Annotated in this window: 17 protein-coding genes; 4 read left to right on the top strand and 13 right to left on the bottom strand. The window is 62.3% G+C overall.

The annotated features are described in order from the left end of the window. Nucleotides 1-184: ATP-binding protein (locus tag H147_RS0117055; protein WP_019956609.1), on the top strand; the 184-nt coding region annotated here is incomplete at its 5' end. 67 nt (nucleotides 185-251) lie between these two features. On the opposite strand, the gene H147_RS20025 is transcribed toward H147_RS0117055, so the two are convergent. The 4 genes from H147_RS20025 to H147_RS0117035 all read right to left on the bottom strand — a co-directional run bounded on the left by H147_RS20025 (nucleotide 252) and on the right by H147_RS0117035 (nucleotide 3,945). Further along, nucleotides 252-941 (bottom strand): glycosyltransferase family 2 protein, encoded by a 690-nt coding sequence (locus tag H147_RS20025; RefSeq protein ID WP_019956608.1) that lies wholly within the window; start codon nucleotides 939-941, stop codon nucleotides 252-254. Further along, a complete protein-coding gene (locus tag H147_RS20020) occupies nucleotides 928-1,746 on the bottom strand; it encodes a glycosyltransferase domain-containing protein (protein ID WP_019956607.1) in 819 nt (272 codons plus the stop codon). Before H147_RS20020 ends, H147_RS20025 begins: the two co-directional genes overlap by 14 nt. A gap of 294 nt (nucleotides 1,747-2,040) precedes the next feature. Next, entirely contained in the window at nucleotides 2,041-3,075 is a 1,035-nt protein-coding gene (locus H147_RS0117040) for a rhamnan synthesis F family protein (RefSeq protein WP_019956606.1), read from the bottom strand. Between the two features lie 555 nt (nucleotides 3,076-3,630). Beyond that, nucleotides 3,631-3,945, bottom strand: coding sequence for a hypothetical protein (locus tag H147_RS0117035; RefSeq protein ID WP_019956605.1), 315 nt, complete (start codon nucleotides 3,943-3,945; stop codon nucleotides 3,631-3,633). Nucleotides 3,946-4,089: 144 nt separating this feature from the next. On the opposite strand from H147_RS0117035, the gene H147_RS20420 reads away from it, so the two are divergent. After that, the gene (locus tag H147_RS20420) at nucleotides 4,090-5,256 is read left to right on the top strand and encodes a Hint domain-containing protein (RefSeq protein WP_081625892.1); all 1,167 of its coding nucleotides are present in this window, start codon (nucleotides 4,090-4,092) and stop codon (nucleotides 5,254-5,256) included. On the opposite strand, the gene H147_RS0117025 is transcribed toward H147_RS20420, so the two are convergent. The 5 genes from H147_RS0117025 to bcoG all read right to left on the bottom strand — a co-directional run bounded on the left by H147_RS0117025 (nucleotide 5,253) and on the right by bcoG (nucleotide 11,814). Beyond that, complete coding sequence (locus H147_RS0117025) at nucleotides 5,253-6,050, bottom strand: carnitinyl-CoA dehydratase (protein WP_019956603.1); 798 nt, start codon at nucleotides 6,048-6,050, stop codon at nucleotides 5,253-5,255. The genes H147_RS20420 and H147_RS0117025 overlap by 4 nt on opposite strands. Next, nucleotides 6,047-8,047: an acetate--CoA ligase family protein gene (locus tag H147_RS0117020; protein ID WP_026352641.1), complete on the bottom strand. Its 2,001-nt coding sequence runs from the start codon at nucleotides 8,045-8,047 to the stop codon at nucleotides 6,047-6,049. The genes H147_RS0117025 and H147_RS0117020 overlap by 4 nt, the downstream gene beginning before the upstream one ends. Before the next feature lie 256 nt (nucleotides 8,048-8,303). After that, nucleotides 8,304-9,467, bottom strand: coding sequence for an acyl-CoA dehydrogenase family protein (locus H147_RS0117015; protein ID WP_019956601.1), 1,164 nt, complete (start codon nucleotides 9,465-9,467; stop codon nucleotides 8,304-8,306). Continuing rightward, nucleotides 9,467-10,909 carry a carnitine 3-dehydrogenase gene (locus tag H147_RS0117010; RefSeq protein ID WP_019956600.1) on the bottom strand — a complete coding sequence of 481 codons (1,443 nt, stop codon included), beginning with the start codon at nucleotides 10,907-10,909 and terminating at the stop codon, nucleotides 9,467-9,469. The genes H147_RS0117015 and H147_RS0117010 overlap by 1 nt, the downstream gene beginning before the upstream one ends. Continuing rightward, nucleotides 10,906-11,814, bottom strand: a complete 909-nt coding sequence (gene bcoG / locus H147_RS0117005) for a 3-dehydrocarnitine:acetyl-CoA trimethylamine transferase BcoG (RefSeq protein WP_026352640.1) — start codon at nucleotides 11,812-11,814, stop codon at nucleotides 10,906-10,908. Before bcoG ends, H147_RS0117010 begins: the two co-directional genes overlap by 4 nt. Nucleotides 11,815-11,881: 67 nt before the next feature. On the opposite strand from bcoG, the gene H147_RS0117000 reads away from it, so the two are divergent. Then, entirely contained in the window at nucleotides 11,882-12,850 is a 969-nt protein-coding gene (locus tag H147_RS0117000) for a GlxA family transcriptional regulator (RefSeq protein ID WP_019956598.1), read from the top strand. On the opposite strand, the gene H147_RS0116995 is transcribed toward H147_RS0117000, so the two are convergent. From H147_RS0116995 to H147_RS0116980, 4 genes are read right to left on the bottom strand one after another with little or no spacing between them, the layout of a single operon-like run. Beyond that, entirely contained in the window at nucleotides 12,837-14,381 is a 1,545-nt protein-coding gene (locus tag H147_RS0116995; RefSeq protein WP_019956597.1) for a 5-guanidino-2-oxopentanoate decarboxylase, read from the bottom strand. The genes H147_RS0117000 and H147_RS0116995 overlap by 14 nt on opposite strands. Continuing rightward, a complete protein-coding gene (locus H147_RS0116990) occupies nucleotides 14,378-15,556 on the bottom strand; it encodes a pyridoxal phosphate-dependent aminotransferase (RefSeq protein WP_019956596.1) in 1,179 nt (392 codons plus the stop codon). The genes H147_RS0116995 and H147_RS0116990 overlap by 4 nt, the downstream gene beginning before the upstream one ends. A 3-nt stretch (nucleotides 15,557-15,559) precedes the next feature. Next, complete coding sequence (locus tag H147_RS0116985; RefSeq protein ID WP_019956595.1) at nucleotides 15,560-16,189, bottom strand: TetR/AcrR family transcriptional regulator; 630 nt, start codon at nucleotides 16,187-16,189, stop codon at nucleotides 15,560-15,562. Beyond that, nucleotides 16,186-17,064 carry a dimethylarginine dimethylaminohydrolase family protein gene (locus tag H147_RS0116980; RefSeq protein WP_019956594.1) on the bottom strand — a complete coding sequence of 293 codons (879 nt, stop codon included), beginning with the start codon at nucleotides 17,062-17,064 and terminating at the stop codon, nucleotides 16,186-16,188. The genes H147_RS0116985 and H147_RS0116980 overlap by 4 nt, the downstream gene beginning before the upstream one ends. Nucleotides 17,065-17,242: 178 nt before the next feature. Between H147_RS0116980 and H147_RS0116975 the strand changes: the two genes are divergently transcribed. Further along, entirely contained in the window at nucleotides 17,243-18,010 is a 768-nt protein-coding gene (locus tag H147_RS0116975) for a transporter substrate-binding domain-containing protein (RefSeq protein WP_026352639.1), read from the top strand. Nucleotides 18,011-18,019 lie beyond the last annotated feature (9 nt).

Genomic DNA, 18,019 nt, shown 5'->3' with positions numbered 1-18,019 from the left:
CAACCTGAGCTTCAGCGAATGGGCCAGCGTCTTTGGCGATGCCAAAATGACCACGGCACTGCTCGACCGTCTCACCCATCGCTGCCACATCCTCGAAACCGGCAATGACAGCTACCGCTTCAAGGCCAGCTCCGAAACAGCCAAGAAAAAGCGAAAGGAGACACCACCATTGACGCCATCATAATACGCAGATCATAACGACTGGGTGGGTCAGATCTCGATGAAAATGCCGGGTCAGTTCTCAGTGACAATCAACAGCAATCAAGCGCGACAGCGCAAAGAAAACCAGCATTCATCGCTCTGAAGGTGAAATCGTTCTCCTCCCCATAACCCATAGGAAAATTAACCTCGTCGAACAGACCAATCCTGTTCAGTACATCGCGACTTACCCCGAAACAGAAACCATTGATCTGTTCTACGATCGGAGGACATAAATTTCCGGCGAATCTGGCGCATTGCTCGTGTATCTCTTCCAACGTCGCAAGATCACTTCTCACGCGGTTGCTTGAGACGGTTGCAGTTGGAAGCTCTGGAATAGACTGCCATCCTCCCGCATTTGACATTGGCCCTACTATACCGATCCTCCAATTAGCAGACATACAAGCTGTGATGCGCGTGATCCAGTCACCGACGACTATGGTGTCGCTATTCAGAATGATCACCGTCTCGCACGACGTTGCCTTGAGTCCGGCGTTTGCGGCTTTGCAAAATCCACTTCCTTCTGGCCGCCGGAGCAGGATACATTTTTCAATTCCCAATTCATGAAAGACTGTCTGACAAAAATGCATCGTTTCGGTGCCAGAGCCATCATCGACAATCACAAGCCTGTCGTGATCTCGCATTGTCGCCATCAGACTGGTCAGGCATTTGCGCACGTCTTCAAGACCGTTGTGAACGCACACAACGATTTCGACGGGCGACCGAGGGTCAGCGTTGCTCATTCTTATGCCTGACTTTAGCGAACCACGCGCTTTTGATGATCCTGTCTGGCAAGAACCCATACCTCAATCGCGGGATATCATAGACTGCGATAGGCAGCGACAACTGATCCCTTTTCGACCCATTCATGATTTTTTCCCACCAGACAGAGCACATGTTTTGAACCTCTTGATCGCCTGGCCGCATCGCGCACACATTCGTTTCAAACAATAAAGGTTCGAGTTTTCGTATTGTGGGTATGTTGCGTTTGATGTGATTACCTATTGCGCCGATATCGTCCTTATCAAATCGCAGACAAGCCTCCGCCTCTGCGATTATCGTCGTGCGATCAGGGTGTCTGAAACTTGCGAAGTCAACTTGCTGCGCGTCGAGTGCACGAGCAATAGTTGCGGGGTCAGTACAAAGCAGAATATTCCCATCAATCCAAATCACCCACTCATAGTCGGAAAAATACGTGGGCAAATTGACCTTGACAAACCGGGCGCGGCGGCGACTGTCATGGTGATCATAATTGCAATGCACAGGTTGCCAAACGCGTTGCTGATCAAAGACTTGATCTGAGAACAGGAAGAAATCCGTATTCTTAGCCCATGCAGGATCGACGGGGAGCAATCGGTCAAAGTCGCCAAAGATCGCTGTGACGACAGCGATCCGTTTTCCAGCCTCGTTCCTGATCGAGAATGGGCAAAGGGCTGCGGGATCGTCGGGTGTCAACGGGCGCGAGCCATTGCTGCCAAGCTGGACGCCCGACCTGACCAATAGCTCGGCACCCCAATGCGTTAATGTGACACCGTCTTCAGCTGCCAACGATGAGTGTGGCGCATAGCACAGAGGCAAGCCAAGCTGAGAAAAATGTGCGTGTGCATCATTTGGATGCCCAAGCCCATGTACGGATGCATACCAATCTGGCTCCAGCCATTTTGCGTACGGCTTCGCGTCGGCCCGGCTTGGATCTCGTTTCGCGGCTGATCGTCGAAACTTTTCGCGTCTCTGAGCTGAGAAGAATATCTCCTGTTTAGCCAGTTTCTGAAGGATAGAAAAGACGATCCGTCGGCGGAGGCTGTGTTTCGGACCAGTTTGAGTGGACAAATCAGTGCTTCTTCATTTCTGCGGCTGGCCATGTGCGCTAATAGCCTTGCGCGCCCGTCGGCGTCGACGGGCATTCAAACGAACACGGTTAATGTCTTTTAATATCATGCGCCACTCAGACCGATCTTGCAGCGCCATCGCTGATGAACTATACGCGCTTCTTTTGCGGATTTTGATGTGCTCTTCAGCAAGATCGACACGTGCGCCATACGCCTGAAAAACCGATCTCCAATGCAAAATGTTCAAGTGCAAGGGGTTGTCGCGCAAGAGTTCCACCTTCACAAAGGGCATTCCAAGTGTAACCAAGTGCTCCCAATAGGAATGGGTTACATTAAAATTGGCACAGTCAAGATTAGAAGCAAAAGGCAGAATTTTTTTGAGCGAAAACATGACATTGCTGGTTAAGCGCCAGTCGTCGGTCACATGTTGCAGCAGCTTAACCTCATATTCTTTGATGACATCTTCTTTGTTTTTGAACACTTGGACCGAGGCCCAGAAGTTTTGCAATTGTGGATTTAAAAGGGCAGGCCCCTGAAACTGAAAGAAGTAAGTCTGCACGTGTGGGCTGATGGCGAGCGAGTCTGTAAGACCTACAAAGTCGGCGGTCTCCGAGCGTAGCTTTTCGATAAAAGGACCGATCAGATTTGGCAGCATGAAGACACTGTCGTTAGTAAAAACCAAGCGCGATGCGGACCAGCAGTCCGGCAAAAGGCGCAGCGCGCCCGCCCAAGCGGCAAAATCCATGCCACCATTTTTATGCACGACGACGCCCGCAGCAGAAGACAGGCTTTCCAATTCAAATCCACTCTCCGGATCGTCTAACGCAACGCAGGCGATCACGGTAAAACCATTTTGTGTAAGGCTTTCCAAATAGACGATAGTAGCGCGGGATACTTTGCCGCCGGGCGCATAGATAGAGAAAAGGCAAACATCCTTATGCGCAATGCAATCCGGGCGACGCAACACGCGGCTTTGGCTGAAGCCCGTTGTGCTCGAATTTCGATCTTGTGTTTGAAACCCTAAAACAGAGCGTAAGAATTTGAACATAAGACAAAGTCCTTTGCGTTATTGACATGCGCTTAGGCTAGAGTTTTCCGGAAGTCGAGCCTTGTGATGTGAGCTACTCCCTCTCGGCTCGACAGGTTCTGGCGTAAATTAAGCTACTTTTTGCACCTGCTGATCGGGTTGGGTTGCGTCTTTTCCCAGCGAATAGAGCACGGCGTGTGTTCGGGATGCGCGCGGCAAGCACCTTGGCGGTGGGCTAATCCATGATGGCGACCAGATAGAAGAACCCAAGCCGCATCGGCAGATTGGTGATGCCCGAGCATTTCTCCCCGACAGTGTCATGCGCGGCATGATCCCGAGAGGAGGACCTTATTCAGGCGATCCCCGCTCAGAGAGCGTCTCGGGTTGGGTTGCAGGCGCCAGTTTGCAATGCCGCAGCTCACACATTGATATCAAAAAAAGGATATGATTGAGCTTTGCAGCAGATTTTGGTCTGAAATCAACAGATGCGCCAGTTATCGTGGGATCGCCACTTGCACGTGCTGCGCGCGGCGGTCGAAATAAAAGGTTTCGGTCCTCGCCCGGCGCAATCGGATGTTATTGGTCGGTGGCCTCAACGGTCAGGTCCGCACAAAGCATCCACCATTGGTCGGGTGCCGCTGCATCCCGCAGGGTGTCGATCAGCGAACTGTCGTCGCGCGACAGATCAAGCAGGCACAGGTCCTGCCCGTCGTTCGACAGGCGCGCAATGCTGATCGGGCGGCAATCGTCGGGCATGATCTCGCCGTTGCTGGTCAGCGCCTGTTCGAGGCTTTGCTGGCTTTGGCACGCGATCACCGGCGTCTGCGCGCCGGCGGGTGTCGACAGGGCAAGCGTGATTGCGGCAAGGGCGATGCGGGGTGTGATGGTCATGATGTATCCTCCAGGTCAGGGACAAGGAACCCTTTGCCGCGCGCATTGTTCCATCATCCGCGCGATTCTGCGCATCTGCGCCGTTTCGGGATCAGCCTAGAAAACGCTTGATCGGCTTGTGTGTCGCGGTCACCATAAGCGCCAATGATGGTTGCTGCGGTGGGTAAGAGAATGGCGTTTCAGGATGTGATCAACAATTACGGCAACGGGGCGAACGGGACCATCACGACCGCAGATGGCGATAGTGTCCGCTATACGATCATCTCGACCGCGACGACCGTGACCACCGCGAACAGCACGGCGGCCGCGCGGATTTCGGCGGACGGCCTGCAATCGGTGGAAGTGAATTTCGACAATTTGGTGCGCGGCGTCACGCTCAAATTTGACCGAGGCAATCCCGGCGAGATTTACAAGATCGAGATCGACGGCGCACTGGTCGATATCCAGGCGCTGATCGCCAGCGGCGACGCGACCTTCGCGTCAATCATCCAAGGCACGACCCCCGTGCAGACAGGCACCCATGTCATCGAAGACGGTGGCGTGACCAGCACCGGATCTTTCGACAACAACAGTCTCGGGTTCCTGACGATCAACATACCGATCGACAGGATCAAGGTCTTCGGCACCGGCGGCAACAGCGGGAATTTCGACATCATCGAGATCGGGATCGATTCTGTTTCCTCTGCGGTGGTGTGTTTTGCGGCGGATACCGAATTGCAGACACCGGATGGCCCGTGCCAGGTGGCCGCGCTGCGCGCCGGTGACGAGGTTCTGACCCGCGACGGGCAGACCCGGCGGATCGTCGCGACCCATGCCCGCCACATCCGACCGATCGAGCTTTACCGAGAGACGCGCCTCCTGCCGGTGACGATCAAGGCCGGCGCATTGGGCGCTGGGCTGCCTACGCGCGACCTGTCGGTGTCGCGCCAGCATCGCATCCTTGTCGCCTCGCGGATCGCGCGGCGTATCTGCGGTGCAGAAGAGGTTCTGATCCCCGCGTTCCGTCTTGTCGGCTTGCCCGGCATCGATGTTGCCCGCACGATCCAGCCGATCAGCTATTACCACATCCTGCTGGACCGCCACGATATCGTGCTGGCCAATGGCGCGCCCGCCGAGACGCTTTTCGTCGGCCCTGTCTCTGCCGCGGCGCTGCAGGATGATGACGATGCGCCTGACGAGGTCAGCCTTGCCCCAGAGCTGCCGCCGATGACGCCTGCGCGCCCCTTCGCCACCGCTGATCAGGCCCGCCAGATCGTTGCGGCACATCTGCGTCACCAACGCCCGCTGCTGGAAGAATTGTCGCCGGTCTAGCGGCCTTTCCAGACCGGATCGCGTTTTTCGGCAAAGGCGTGCGCGCCTTCTTTCTGATCGTCACTGGCGTAAAGCCGGTCCACGCTCGTGAATTGCCGTTTGGTCACCCGGTTCAGCGCGTCCTGAAACCGCATGTCTTCTGCCTCGCGCACGATTTCCTTGATCGCGGCGTAAACCAGCGGCGGGCCGTTCTCCAGAAGACGCGCAAGCTCCCAAGCCTTGGGCAGCAGACCAGCGGGCGTCGTGATTTCGCGTAAAAGACCCCAGTGCAGCGCCTCTTGCGCATCGAACCAGCGCCCGGTCAGCAACAAATCCATCGCGACGTGATAGGGGATGCGTTTGGGCAGTTTGATCGACGCGGCATCCGCCACCGTACCCGACCGTATTTCCGGCAGCGCAAAGGTGGCATTGTCGGATGCAAGGATCAGGTCGCAACTCAGCGCGAGTTCCAGCCCGCCGCCGCAACAGATCCCGTTGACAGCGGCGATCACCGGCTTGTTCAGATGCGGCAGTTCCTGCAAGCCGCCGAAACCGCCCACGCCGTAATCGGCATCGACCGCGTCACCATCGGCAGCCGCTTTCAGGTCCCAGCCGGGGCAAAAGAATTTGTCGCCCGCCGCCCGCAGGATCGCGATGCGCAGGCTGTCGTCGTCGCGGAAATCGCGGAATACTTCGCCCATGATCCGGCTGGTGGCCAGATCGATCGCATTGGCCTTCGGCCGGTCGAGCGTCACTTCCAGCACCGCACCCTCGCGGCGGGTACGGATCGGGCCATCGCTGCGCATTTGCATCATGGGTCTTCCTTCCAGATCACGGCATCCACAGCCACGGCAAAATCGCTGCCGACCATCAGCGGATTGATTTCGATTTCCTCCAGCATCCTGTCGGTTTCCAGCATGTCCTGCAATGCCAGTGCCGCGCGGATAACGGCCCCGATATCGGCGCATGGCCTGCCGCGATAGCCGTCGAGCAGCGGCCAGAGCCTCAAACGGCGCAAACCGTCCGCGATCTCAGTCGCCGTCACCGGCAGGACCAGCGTCACCGTATCGCCCAGCAATTCGGCCGTGACACCGCCGAACCCCAGCGTCAGCGTCGCGCCGTAGACTGGATCGCGGCGCGCACCGAGCAAGAGTTCGGCGATGGCGCCCGTGACCATTTCCTCGGCCAGATAGCCGGCGGCGCCTGGCATCTTTGCTTGCCCGTCAAGCCTGAAGAGGTTCAGACGCACCGCACCTGCCTCGGTCTTGTGGGCGAACCCGAGCCCTTTCAGTGCCAGCGGCGGTATCAGGATCTGCGCCGCTTGGGTCAACGCGGGCAGGGTCGGGGCGGTGACGCCACGCGGCACAGTGATGCCCGCCGATGCGAGTTGCCGCTTGGCATCATCTTCCGTCAGCATCTTGAGCGAGCCATCACGAACGACAGGTGTCCAGTTGCGCCAGCCCGCAGGACCTGCCGTCACCTGTGCGGCCCTGACCGCTGCCAGCGCGGTCTCCAACCCCATCAGCGGTGCAATGCCTTGATCCATCAGCGCGATGGCGCGGTCCTCGTCGAAATTTTCGGGCAAGGACGCGACTGGAAAGGCAGGCTTGCCGGTGGCATGTGCAGCCGACACGATCGCATGCAGGGCAGGGTCGAAACTCGATGGGTCGCAACGGTCGGGGCGTGGCGGGTCGATGATGAAAAGGCCCGCATCAAAGCCGGCGAGCATGGTGCTGAAAACGTCCGTCGTGCGCGGTCCGTCACCCCAGATGAAGGTTTGGTAATCCAGCGGATTGGCAATCGTCACCAGCGCGCCGAGCGTGGCGGCGAGCCGTTCTGCGTGCGCCGGGCCGATTGGCGGAAAGTCCAGCGCGAAGGGCGCAGCAAGATCCGCGACCAGCCCGGCTTCGCCACCCGAACAGGCCACCGCACACAGCCGCCGTCCCAGCCCCGGCCCGTGCAGATGCAGGATCTTGAGCGTCTCGAGCAGTTCCGCGGGTGTGTTCACCTCCGCCACGCCGATCTGGCGCAGAAAGGCAGAAGAGGCCGCGCCGCCACCCGCAAGCGACGCGGTATGCGTGGCGGCGGCGGTCTGTGCCGCTTCGGTCTTGCCGGATTTGATCGCGACGATGCCTTTGCCCACCGCCTGCGCGGCCTCCGCCATCGCGGCAACAGCCGATGCATCGCCCAAACCCTCGATATAAAGCCCAAGTGCGGTGACGCGATCATCGGCGAGCAAGGCACCAGCAAGCTGCGCCAGTCCAATTTGGGCTGCATTGCCCAAACAGGCGACGTAAGCGACAGGCAAGCCGCGCGCCTGCATCGTCATGTTGATGACGATATTCGAGGATTGGCTAAGCAAGGCGACACCCCGGTGCACCCGCCGCCCGCCGTGTTGGTCAGGCCACAGAAGGGCACCGTCAAGGTAATTGATGACCCCATAGCAATTCGGCCCGAGGATCGGCATCGCGCCCGCCAGCGCGACCAGCCGGTCCTGCAAATCTCCGTTGCCGGTTTCGCGCCAGCCCGAGGCGAAACAGATCGCCCCGCCTGCGCCCATCCCCGCCAGTTCGCCCGCGACGTCGATCGTCGCATGGCGGTTGACGCCGATGAAGGTCGCATCAGGCGCGGCGGGCAGGTCGGCCAGCGCGCGGTAACACTGCACCCCCGCGATGTTTTCCCGCGTTGGATGCACGGGCCAGACCGGCCCGTCGAACCCCATACGCTGGCATTGTTCGATCACGTTGGCCGCCCAGCCGGACCCGAGGACAGCGATGCTGCGCGGTCGCAGCAAGCGCGACAGGTCTGTCATGGCCGCACCTGCCTGCATGGCAGGCAGACGGGGGCTTTGCCCCCATACCCCCAGGATATTTTTGAACAAATGAAAGGGAGGCGTCGCCCTGTCCTGCGCGAACAGGACAGGGAAACTTCACCTGTTGCGGTCATCGGGGTCCCCCCCTGTACCGCGGGGTCACTTTGCCATGGATTGGTTAACATATCGTTTCATCTGTTCCCAAATATCCTCGGGGGTGAGGCGCGCCGCGCCGAGGGGGCAGACAGCCCCCTGACTAGCCCTCATGCGGGCGCAGCAGTGCGCGGCTGATGATGTGGCGCTGGATTTCGCTGGTGCCTTCCCAGATCCGTTCGACCCGCGCATCGCGCCAGATCCGTTCCAGTGGCAGGTCGTCCATCAACCCCATGCCGCCGTGAATCTGGATCGCCTCGTCCGCGACCATCGCCAGCACTTCACTGGCCTTCAGCTTGGCCATGGCCATGTCGGCGTCGGTGACGCCGCCTTGGTCGAACTTCCAGCCCGCCTCCCATGTCAGCAATTCGGCGGCTTTCAGCTCCATCGCCATATCGGCGAGCTTGAAGCTGACGCCCTGAAACTTGCCGATCTGCTGGCCGAACTGGCGGCGTTCCGCCGCATAGCGCACGGCAAGGTCGAGCGCGCGGTCCGCACGCCCCAGACAGGTCGCGGCGACCTGCAGCCGTGTGGCCCCAAGCCAGTCATTGGCGACCTCGAACCCTTTGTGGACTTCGCCCAGGATGTTCTCGGCAGGCACGCGGCAACCGTCGAATTCCAGAATGGCGTTGGAATAGCCACGGTGGCTGACGTTGCGATAGCCGTCGCGCACCGTGAACCCCGGCGTGCCTTTGTCGACGAAGAAGGCGGTGATCTTTTTCTTGGTGCCGCGCGGCGTGGCCTCTTCCCCCGTCGCCATGAAGGCGATGGTGAAGCCCGCGATATCAGCATGGCTGATGAAATGCTTGGTGCCGTTCAGCACCCAGTCGCCCCCGTCCTGCCGCGCGCTGGCCTGCATACCCCGCAGGTCGGACCCGGCCCCCGGTTCGGTCATCGCCAGACAATCCCATGTCTCGCCGCGCAGGCACGGGTAGAGGTACTTTTCGCGTTGCGCCTCGGTCCCCGCCAACAGGATGTTCGAAGGCCGCGCCACGCAGGTCCAGTGCAGCGCATAATTTGCGCGACCCAATTCGCGTTCGTAAAGCAGCCAAGACAGGGTATCGAGACCCGCGCCGCCCACCTCTTCGAGCATATTGGCCGCATAAAGACCCGCCGCCATCGCCTTGCCCTGGATTTCGCGGACCAGCTCCATCGGCAGATGGCCCGTGCGTTCGACCAGCGCTTCATGCGGGTAAAGCTCTGCCTCCACGAAAGCGCGGGTCGTGTCCACGATCATCCGCTGTTCATCGGTCATGCCGAAATGCATCAGCTTTTCCCCTGTCCGATATGACGGCCTGCACCAGCAGGGCGGGGCAGCGTCGCATGGGCGTCGCGGATCGCGAAAAGCCGGTCCAGCACGGCGGCGGTGGCGGGGCAGGCCTTGCCAGCTGCCATGTCCACATGCAGCAGCATCTGTTCCAGCGTCGCCACGGCCTGCCCATCCTTGGCGATTGTCATGAAGATGTGCAGCCGCTTGTCATCCGCGCCCAACACCTGCACCGATCCGGTCAGATGGTCGCCCAGTTTCGCCTCGCCCAGATGCCGGATATGGGTTTCGGCGGTGTAATAGCTCTGGCCGCCTGCGACATAATCCATATCCGCGCCGATCAGGCGCAGCAGCGTGTCCGAGGTTTCCGAGCCTGCGAACAGATAACGGCTTTCGGTCATATGTCCGTTATAGTCGATCCAGCTTGGCAGCACCTGCAGGCGGACCAGCGGGGCGTCGGCGTCCGGCGTCTGCACCGTGTCGCGCCGCTGCGCGTCATGCGCTTTGAGCACGCGGCCCGCGCCCCAGTCGCGGTCTTTGAGCACCCGCAGAAAGCCCACCAGATTGCTGTCGCGGATGCGTTCCAACTCGCGGATCGTGTGGTGGCCCGATTGCGCATCGGACTGGCCCGCGATCAGATCGACCAGGTCGTCGTTGAATTCCGGCACATCCATCAGTTTGGTCCATGGCCATGTCAGGCAGGGGCCGAATTGTTCCAGAAAATGCTTCATCCCCGCTTCGCCGCCCGCGATCCGGTAAGTCTCGAACAGGCCCATCTGGCCCCAGCGCAGGCCGAAACCCATGCGGATCGCCTCGTCGATTTCCTCGGTCGTGGCGATGCCATCCTTGACCAGCCAGAGCGCCTCGCGCCAGACCGCCTCGAGGAACCGGTCGGCGATATGGGCGTCGATTTCCTTGCGCACATGCAGGGGGAACATGCCGATGCTGCGCAAGGTATCCTTGACGCCTTCGATCAGGGCTGCGTCGCTGGCGGGGCTGGGCACAACCTCAGCCAGAGGCAAAAGATAGACAGGATTGAACGGGTGGGCGACAAAGATCGTTGCGGGGTTGATCGCCCCTTTCTGCAATTGCGACGGCTTGTAGCCGGAGGTGGAAGAGCCAAGGGGCGTGTCGGGTGCTTCCCTCTGGATTTCGGTATAGACGCGGTGTTTCAGGTCCAGCCGTTCGGAGACGGATTCCTGAATGTATTCTGCATCCGTCACAGCCTCGGCCAAGCTCGCGGCATAGCTGAGGTGCCCCATCGCGGGCAGCGGCACATCGGACAGGGCGGGCAGCGACAGTTTGGCGTTGTCCAGCACGGCTGCGATCTTGCGCGGGGCGTCGGGGTCTGGGTCAAAGACCGCCACATCCCAGCCGTTGAGCAGGAACCGCGCGGCCCAGCCGCCGCCGATCACGCCGCCACCGATGATCGCGGCCTTCATAGCGGGGCCCGTTTCGTCAGATGCAGGCGGTCGCGGACGGCCTCCGGCCCGATCACCCGCGCGCCCATGTTTGCGATGATGGTTGCGGCCTTTTCGACCAGTTGCGCGTTCGTGGCCAGCACGCCTTTTGACAGGTAGAGATTATCCTCAAGCCCAACCCGCACATTGCCCCCTGCCAGCACCGCCGCCGCGACATAGGGCATTTCGTTGCGCCCCAAGGCAAAGGCCGACCAGTGCCAATGCGGCGGCACGTTGTTCACCATCGCCAGAAAGGTGTTCAGATCATCGGGCGCCCCCCATGGCACGCCCATGCACAATTGCACCAGCACGGGGTCGGGGATGATGCCTTCGGCGACGAGTTGCTTGGCGAACCACAGATGGCCGGTGTCGAACGCCTCGATCTCGATCCGCACGCCAGAGGCTACCATCCGCGTCGCCATATCGCGCAGCATGCCGGGGGTGTTGACCATGACGTAATCGGCCTCGGCGAAATTCATCGTGCCGCAATCAAGCGTGCAGATCTCGGGGCGGCAGTCGAGGACATGCTGCACCCGTTCGGCCGCCCCCGCCATATCGGATTTGGGGGACATGCGGTGCATGCTTTCGGTGCCGTCGAACATCAGATCGCCGCCCATGCCGGCGGTCAGGTTCAGGATCACATCGGTGTCCGCGTCGCGGATACGCTCGGTCACTTCGCGGTAAAGGGCCGGGTCGCGCGACGGTTTGCCGGTCTCGGGGTCGCGGACATGGCAATGCACGATGGCTGCCCCCGCCTTGGCCGCGTCGATGGCGGCGTGGGCGATTTGTGCGGGCGAGCGGGGGACATGCGGTGACATATCCTGCGTGCCGCCCGATCCGGTGACGGCACAGGTGATGAAAACCTCGCGGTTCATGGCAAGTGGCATCGGGGTCCTCCTTAACCATGAGGCTAGCAGGGTTGCGCGGGGTGGCTTGGCGATTTACGAAAGATTTATGGCGATATCCGAAACCATCTTTGCGGCCTCCGACCAGCCGCTCGACATCGCGGTGCTGGTGCTGCCGCGCGCCTCGATCCTAGAGGTCGCGTCGGTGCTGGACCCTTTGCGCAACGCCAACCGCCATCTGGGGCAGGACAGGTTCCGCTGGCGGGTAGTGTCGCCCTCGGGGGCGGATGTGCCGCTGACCTGCGGGATCGCCTTGCCCGCCATCGGGCCGCTTGCGGCGGCGGAAGGGGCCGATGCGCTGATCGTCGTGGCAGGCTACAACCAGTCCGAGGTCGCGACGCGCCCCTTGATCGCGGGTCTGCGCCGGATCGCGGGGCGGTTCCGCGCGGTGGGGGCAGTCGATGCCGGGCCTTGGGTGCTGGCGCGGGCGGGGTTGCTAGACGGCCATCGCGCCACGGTGCATTGGGAAGACTTGGAGGATTTCGCCAGCGCCCACAGGGCCGTCGATGTGGTGCCGGACCGTTTCGTCATCTCGCGCAACCGCTTCACCGCGGGTGGTGCCGCCCCTGCTGCTGACCTGATGCTGCATCTGATCGGCGCACGCTGTGGCGCGGGTCTGGCAGGGCAGGTGGCGGCATCGTTCCAGTACGAGCCGCAGGCCGATGGCAGCCGCCCGCAGCGCCCCGGCCTGTTGCCTGTCGCCCGCGATGCGCGGCTGGCGGGGGCGCTTGCGCTGATGAATGCGCATCTGGAGGACCCGCTACCGCTGGAGACGATTGCCCGTACTCAAGGGCTTGGTCTGCGCCGGATGGAGCAATTGTTCCGCGAGACCTTGGGGCAGGGGCCGGGGGCCGCCTATCTGGACCTTCGGCTGCAGATGGCGCGGCGGATGGTCACCGACACGCGCCACGATCTGCGCGATATCGCGCTGCGCTGCGGGTTCGTCGATCCGACCAGCTTTTCGCGGGCATTCCGGCGGCGGTTCGGTGTGCCGCCCAGCCGGATCAGGTCGTCGTGACAGGCGGCAGGGTGACTTCGATCATGCGGGGGCCGCGGGCGGTCGCGTCTATTGCAGCGGGCGTTGTGCGGGTAAACGGCAGACCGCAGGCGCGTGCGAGGTCCGCAAAATCCGGCGGGCGCGGGGTGCAGCCTAGCACCTGCGCGCCTGCGGCTTTCATCGCGCTGGCGATTTCGCCGTAGCCTGCGTTGTTGAAAACGATGAAGGTGATGTCGAGGTTTTCTTCGAACGCTGTCAGCATCTCACCGGGGCTGAACATCAGCCCGCCATCCCCGATCAGGCACAGGATGCGTGCGTCAGGGGCCGCCAGCGCCGCGCCCACCGAAGCCCCCGGCGCATAGCCAAGTGCGCCGTAGCCTGTCGCCGCGTTGAACCAGCCGCAGGGCCGGTCGTGGTCGTAATAGAGGTTGCCCGCATAGATCGCCTGCGTGGAATCCCCGACCATGATCGCACCGGGACAGCTGTCGCGCAGGCGGTCCAGCACGGCGATCTCGGCGGCATAGCCTGCGGGCAAGGCCGCAAAGGCCGCGTTGCGCGCTTGGGCCGCGCGCTCTGCACCATCGGCGCTGGTTGCACCTTCTAGACGCGGCAGGATCGCGGCCAGATCACTTTGCAGCATGACGGCGGCAGGGTGGCGGGCCAGTTGCGCGGCATCGATATCGACGCGGATCATCCGTGTAAGGTCCGGCAGGCCGCCATCGTCATACATGTCCCAATCGGTCGGCCCGATTTCGGACCCCAGTACCACGAGCTGATCCGCCGAGGCGATCAGATCGCGGACGGGCGCTAGGCTCGGTGACGCAGGCACGACCAGCGGATGACCATGCATCAGCCCGCGCGCATTGGTGGTCAGGATCACCGGCGCGCCAAGGCGGTCTGCCAATGCCTGCAGCGCCGCCCCCGCGCGGCGGCAGCCGCCCCCCGCGATGATCACGGGCGATTTTGCGTCCGCCAGCAAGGCATTCGCGGAAATGACATCCGGCACTGACGCAGGCGCGATCACGGGCAGCGGCAGCGCGTCAGGGGCCGTGGCCGCCATCAGGTCGAGCGGGATTTGCAGATGCACCGGCCCGCCGCGCCCCGTGGTCAGGGCAACGGCAATCTGGTCGAGGATCGCAGGCAGATCGTCGGCACGGTCCAGTTGGAACGCCGGACCCAGTGTCGCGCTCAGCGCCAGTTGGTCGGGCAGTTCGTGCAGATGCCCTAGCCCCTTGCCCAAGCTGTCCCGCCGGTTCACGCCGGAAATCACCAGCATCGGCACGCTATCCGCCCGCGCCTGCGCCATCGGCGTCAGGATATTGGTCAGCCCCGGTCCGGTGATCACCAGCGCCACACCGAACCGCCCCGAGACGCGGGCATAGCCATCGGCCATGAAACCTGCCCCCGCCTCGTGGCGCGGGGTGATATGGCGGATGCCCGCGTCGGGCAGGGCGCGGTAAAGCTCGATCGTATGCACGCCGGGGATGCCAAAGATCACCTCGGTTCCCATCTGCTGCAACCAGCGCACAAGGCTTTGCGCGACGGTCGTCATCGTGGCCAGCCCATCGCAAAGCGTCTGAGCCGCACGCAAGCCTCGCGCGTGGCGTCATCGCTCGCGTTGAGCGCCAGCCGCAGCCAACCCTCAAAAGCTTTGCCAAAGGACGCGCCGGGCATGACGGCGACGGCCTCCGTCTCTAGCAGCGCCAGCGCAAAGGCTTTGGAATCGTGGCTCAGCGCGCGGATGTCGAGCAGGGCGAACATCCCCGCCTCGGGCTTGTGGACATGCAGGTCGGCCACACCGTCAAGGGCTGCGTGGATGATCCCCGCGCGCCGCGCCATACGCCCGGCCATCGCCTTCGCTAGGTCGGGCGGGCTGGCCACCGCCTGCGCCGTCATGTCGGCGATGAAAGGCTGCGATCCGAACAACATGGTTTCGGACAGGGGCAGCGCCTGCGTGCAAAAGGCGGCAGGCCCGCAGACCCAGCCGGACCGGAACCCCGGTGCGGCATGCGATTTGGAAATCGAGGCGGTGACGATCACACGCTCTTCATAGGCGGGATTGGCCAAGGCGGAGGTGAAGACCGCGCCCTCATGGGTCAGGTTGCCGTAAACCTCGTCCGAGACGACCCAGAGGTCGTGTTCGGCCGCCAGCGCACAGATCGCGTCCAGATCGGCAGGCCGCAGGATCGCGCCTGTCGGGTTATGCGGCGTGTTGAGCATGATGACCCGCGTCGCAGGCGTGATCGCCGCCGCCACATCCGCCGCCTGCAGGCGGAACGCATGGGCGGGGTCAAGGCTGACGGGCACCGGCACGGCACCCGACGCACGGATCAACCCCTCATAGGTCGCATACATCGGATCGCCGAGGATTACCTCGCAACCCGGATCGCAAAGGGCTGTCAGCACCAGATACAGCGATGTCTGCGTGCCGGGCAGGCAAAGAAAGCGGTCGGTCCCGATGCTGCGGCCGGTCAGGGCGCTATACTTGCCTGATAGGGCGGCCAGTAACGACGGCTCGCCCCGCCCGTTGGAATAGCCGGTGCGCCCTGCACCCATTGCGGCAATGGCGCTGTCGATCAGCGTGTCAGGCGTCGGTACATCGGGTTCGCCGATGGTCAGGTTGATGATCGCGTCGCCCGCGCGGATGCGCGCATTGGCGGCGGCGCTCAGCACCCATTTATCCGACCCCAGCCCGGCGAGGCGGGTGGTGACATCAGCATATTGCATTGTTTACTCCGGCAGTTTCAGGTCAAGCAGCCGAGCAAAGGCGCGGATCGCGATGGTGCGCATTTCGCCTTGCGCGAATTGGTCGGGCAGGACAGACGCCTCGATCCACAGTCCGTCGAGCAGCGCGTTGCCGGCGATGGCAAGGGCGCGTGTCGCGGGTTTGTCATGGGGTTTGCCCGCCGTACGCAGGGCATCGACGATCATCCCTTCCAGCCGGTCGCGGAACGCCAGATAGGTCGCTTCATGCACGTCGCGCATGGCCGTATCGCGCGGCACCAGTTGCATCGACGCGGCCCACAGTGCCATGGCGCGCGGGTCGACGACCGGCGGCGTAACCGCATTGGCGATGAACCCCGCCAGTCGCGCGATCGGATCGGCGGGCAGATCGTCAAGGGCCGCCGCACTCGCCTCGGTCAGGCGGGTCATCAGGGTTTCGTGGGCGGCGGCGACAAGGTCTTCCTTGGTGTCGAAATAATGCTTGATAAGGCCCGGTGTGACACCGGCCTTCAGCGCAATCGCGCGCACGGTCGCGGCCTGCGGCCCGCCTTCGGCAATGCAATCAAGCGTGGCGTCGATCAGCGCGGCGCGGCGCGCCTCCTCGCCTTCGCGCTTGAAGGTGCGGCGCAGGGTCATGCGCGCAGCACCGGACGGGTCAGGCAGGTGGGGCCACCTTCGCAGGCGATGCAGAGCGCATCGCCGTCGAACACCTGTACATTGCAGCCTGCATCTTGCATCAGGGCGCGGGTCTGTGGGAACCCGTCGACCATCACCACATCGCGCGGGCGCAGGGCGAGCACGTTCAGGCTCAGCCCGTTCGAGGCCATGAATTCATCCTCGGGCGCGTGCAGCAGGGTCCAGCCGCGCGCGCGCATATCCGACCACAGCGCATAGGGCAGCAAGGGCGCATGGATCAGCGCGATATCGGGGCCAAGCGGGGACACAAGCGACATCAGATGCAGGCAGGCGGCGGGGCCGGTCCAATAGGGTAGGTCATAGGCCTGCACAGCGATGTCATAAGGGCGCAGGATATCCGCCAAGGCCATGATGCCTGCCTGATTGGTGCGCACCCCGCGCCCCACGGCCAGCGTGTCTGGATCAAGCCAGAAACAATCGCCCGATTCGACCGTGGCATCACCGGTCAGACGGCCGATCACCGGCACGCCGATACTGTCGTAGAAGGCGGCATGCAGGTCCGGTTCGGCGCGGCGCAAGGCCTTGCCCATGTTCAGGATCACGGCCCCGTGGTGGGTCACAAACGACGGGTCCTGCACGAACACCGCATCCGACAGGCCGTCATCGGCGGATGGCATCCAATGCACCTCTGCCCCGCTGGCGGTCATGATCCGTGCCAGTTCCGCATGCTGGATTTCCGCGCGGGCAGGGTCAAACCCTGCGCCGTAATGCCAGTCCTGCGGGCGGGCCTTGGCCATGGCGGGGCCGGGGGCGCGCATGATCACGGCGGCAAGAGGTTTTGATCGGTCTTCGGCACCAAAGCGCATGTCGTCCATCTTCTGCTGAAATTATACACTTGAATAATTGCTGCCATTTTGGCCAGATACAATCACAAAAATGTTGCGATGCACTTTGGCGTGCCGCAGCGTTGGCGAACGCTGTGCCGATGCGGGTGCTGCGGGATGATCAAGAAGCGCGCAAAGCGCTCTTATGTTCAACAAGGAGAAAGATATCATGAAGACACTGACCCTTCTCGCGACCACCGCCCTGATCGCTGTCGCCGGTCTGGCGCAGGCCCAAGAGGTCCGCGTCGGTATCGCGGCCGAACCCTATCCGCCCTTCGCCTCGCCCGATGCGGCGGGCAATTGGGTCGGCTGGGAGGTCGAGATCATCGACGCCGTCTGCACCGCCGCCGAACTGGATTGTGTGCTGACGCCGACCGCATGGGACGGGATCATTCCCGCGCTGGTGTCCGGCCGGATCGACACGATCATGGCGTCGATGTCGATCACCGCCGACCGGATGCAGACTATCGATTTCTCGGACCCCTATTACAACACGCCCACCGTGATCGTGGGCCAGCGTGACATGGAAATGGACGCCTCCCCCGAAAGCCTTGCGGGCAAGGTGCTGGGTGTGCAGGTGTCGACCATCCACCAAGCCTATGCACAGGCCTATTTCGAAGGGGCGACCGAACTGCGCACCTATCAGACGCAGGACGAAGCCAATCAGGACCTCGCTGCAGGCCGGATCGACGCCACACAGGCCGACAGTCTGGCCATGGATGATTTTCTTGCCACCGAAGCTGGGGCCTGTTGCGAGGTCAAGGGTGCCGTCGCCCCGGATGAAGCCATCCTCGGCGCAGGTGTCGGCGCAGGCATGCGCAAGGGCGAGGACGACCTGCGTGCGGCGATCAACGCAGGCATCGCCGCGATCATTGCCGACGGCACCTATGACGAGATCACGGCGCGCTATTTCGCCACCTCGATCTACGGCAACTAAGCCCGGCGC

Source organism: Yoonia vestfoldensis DSM 16212 (assembly GCF_000382265.1).
Classification (GTDB): Bacteria; Pseudomonadota; Alphaproteobacteria; order Rhodobacterales; family Rhodobacteraceae; genus Yoonia; species Yoonia vestfoldensis.
This window is presented reverse-complemented; position numbering and strand designations above follow the sequence as displayed.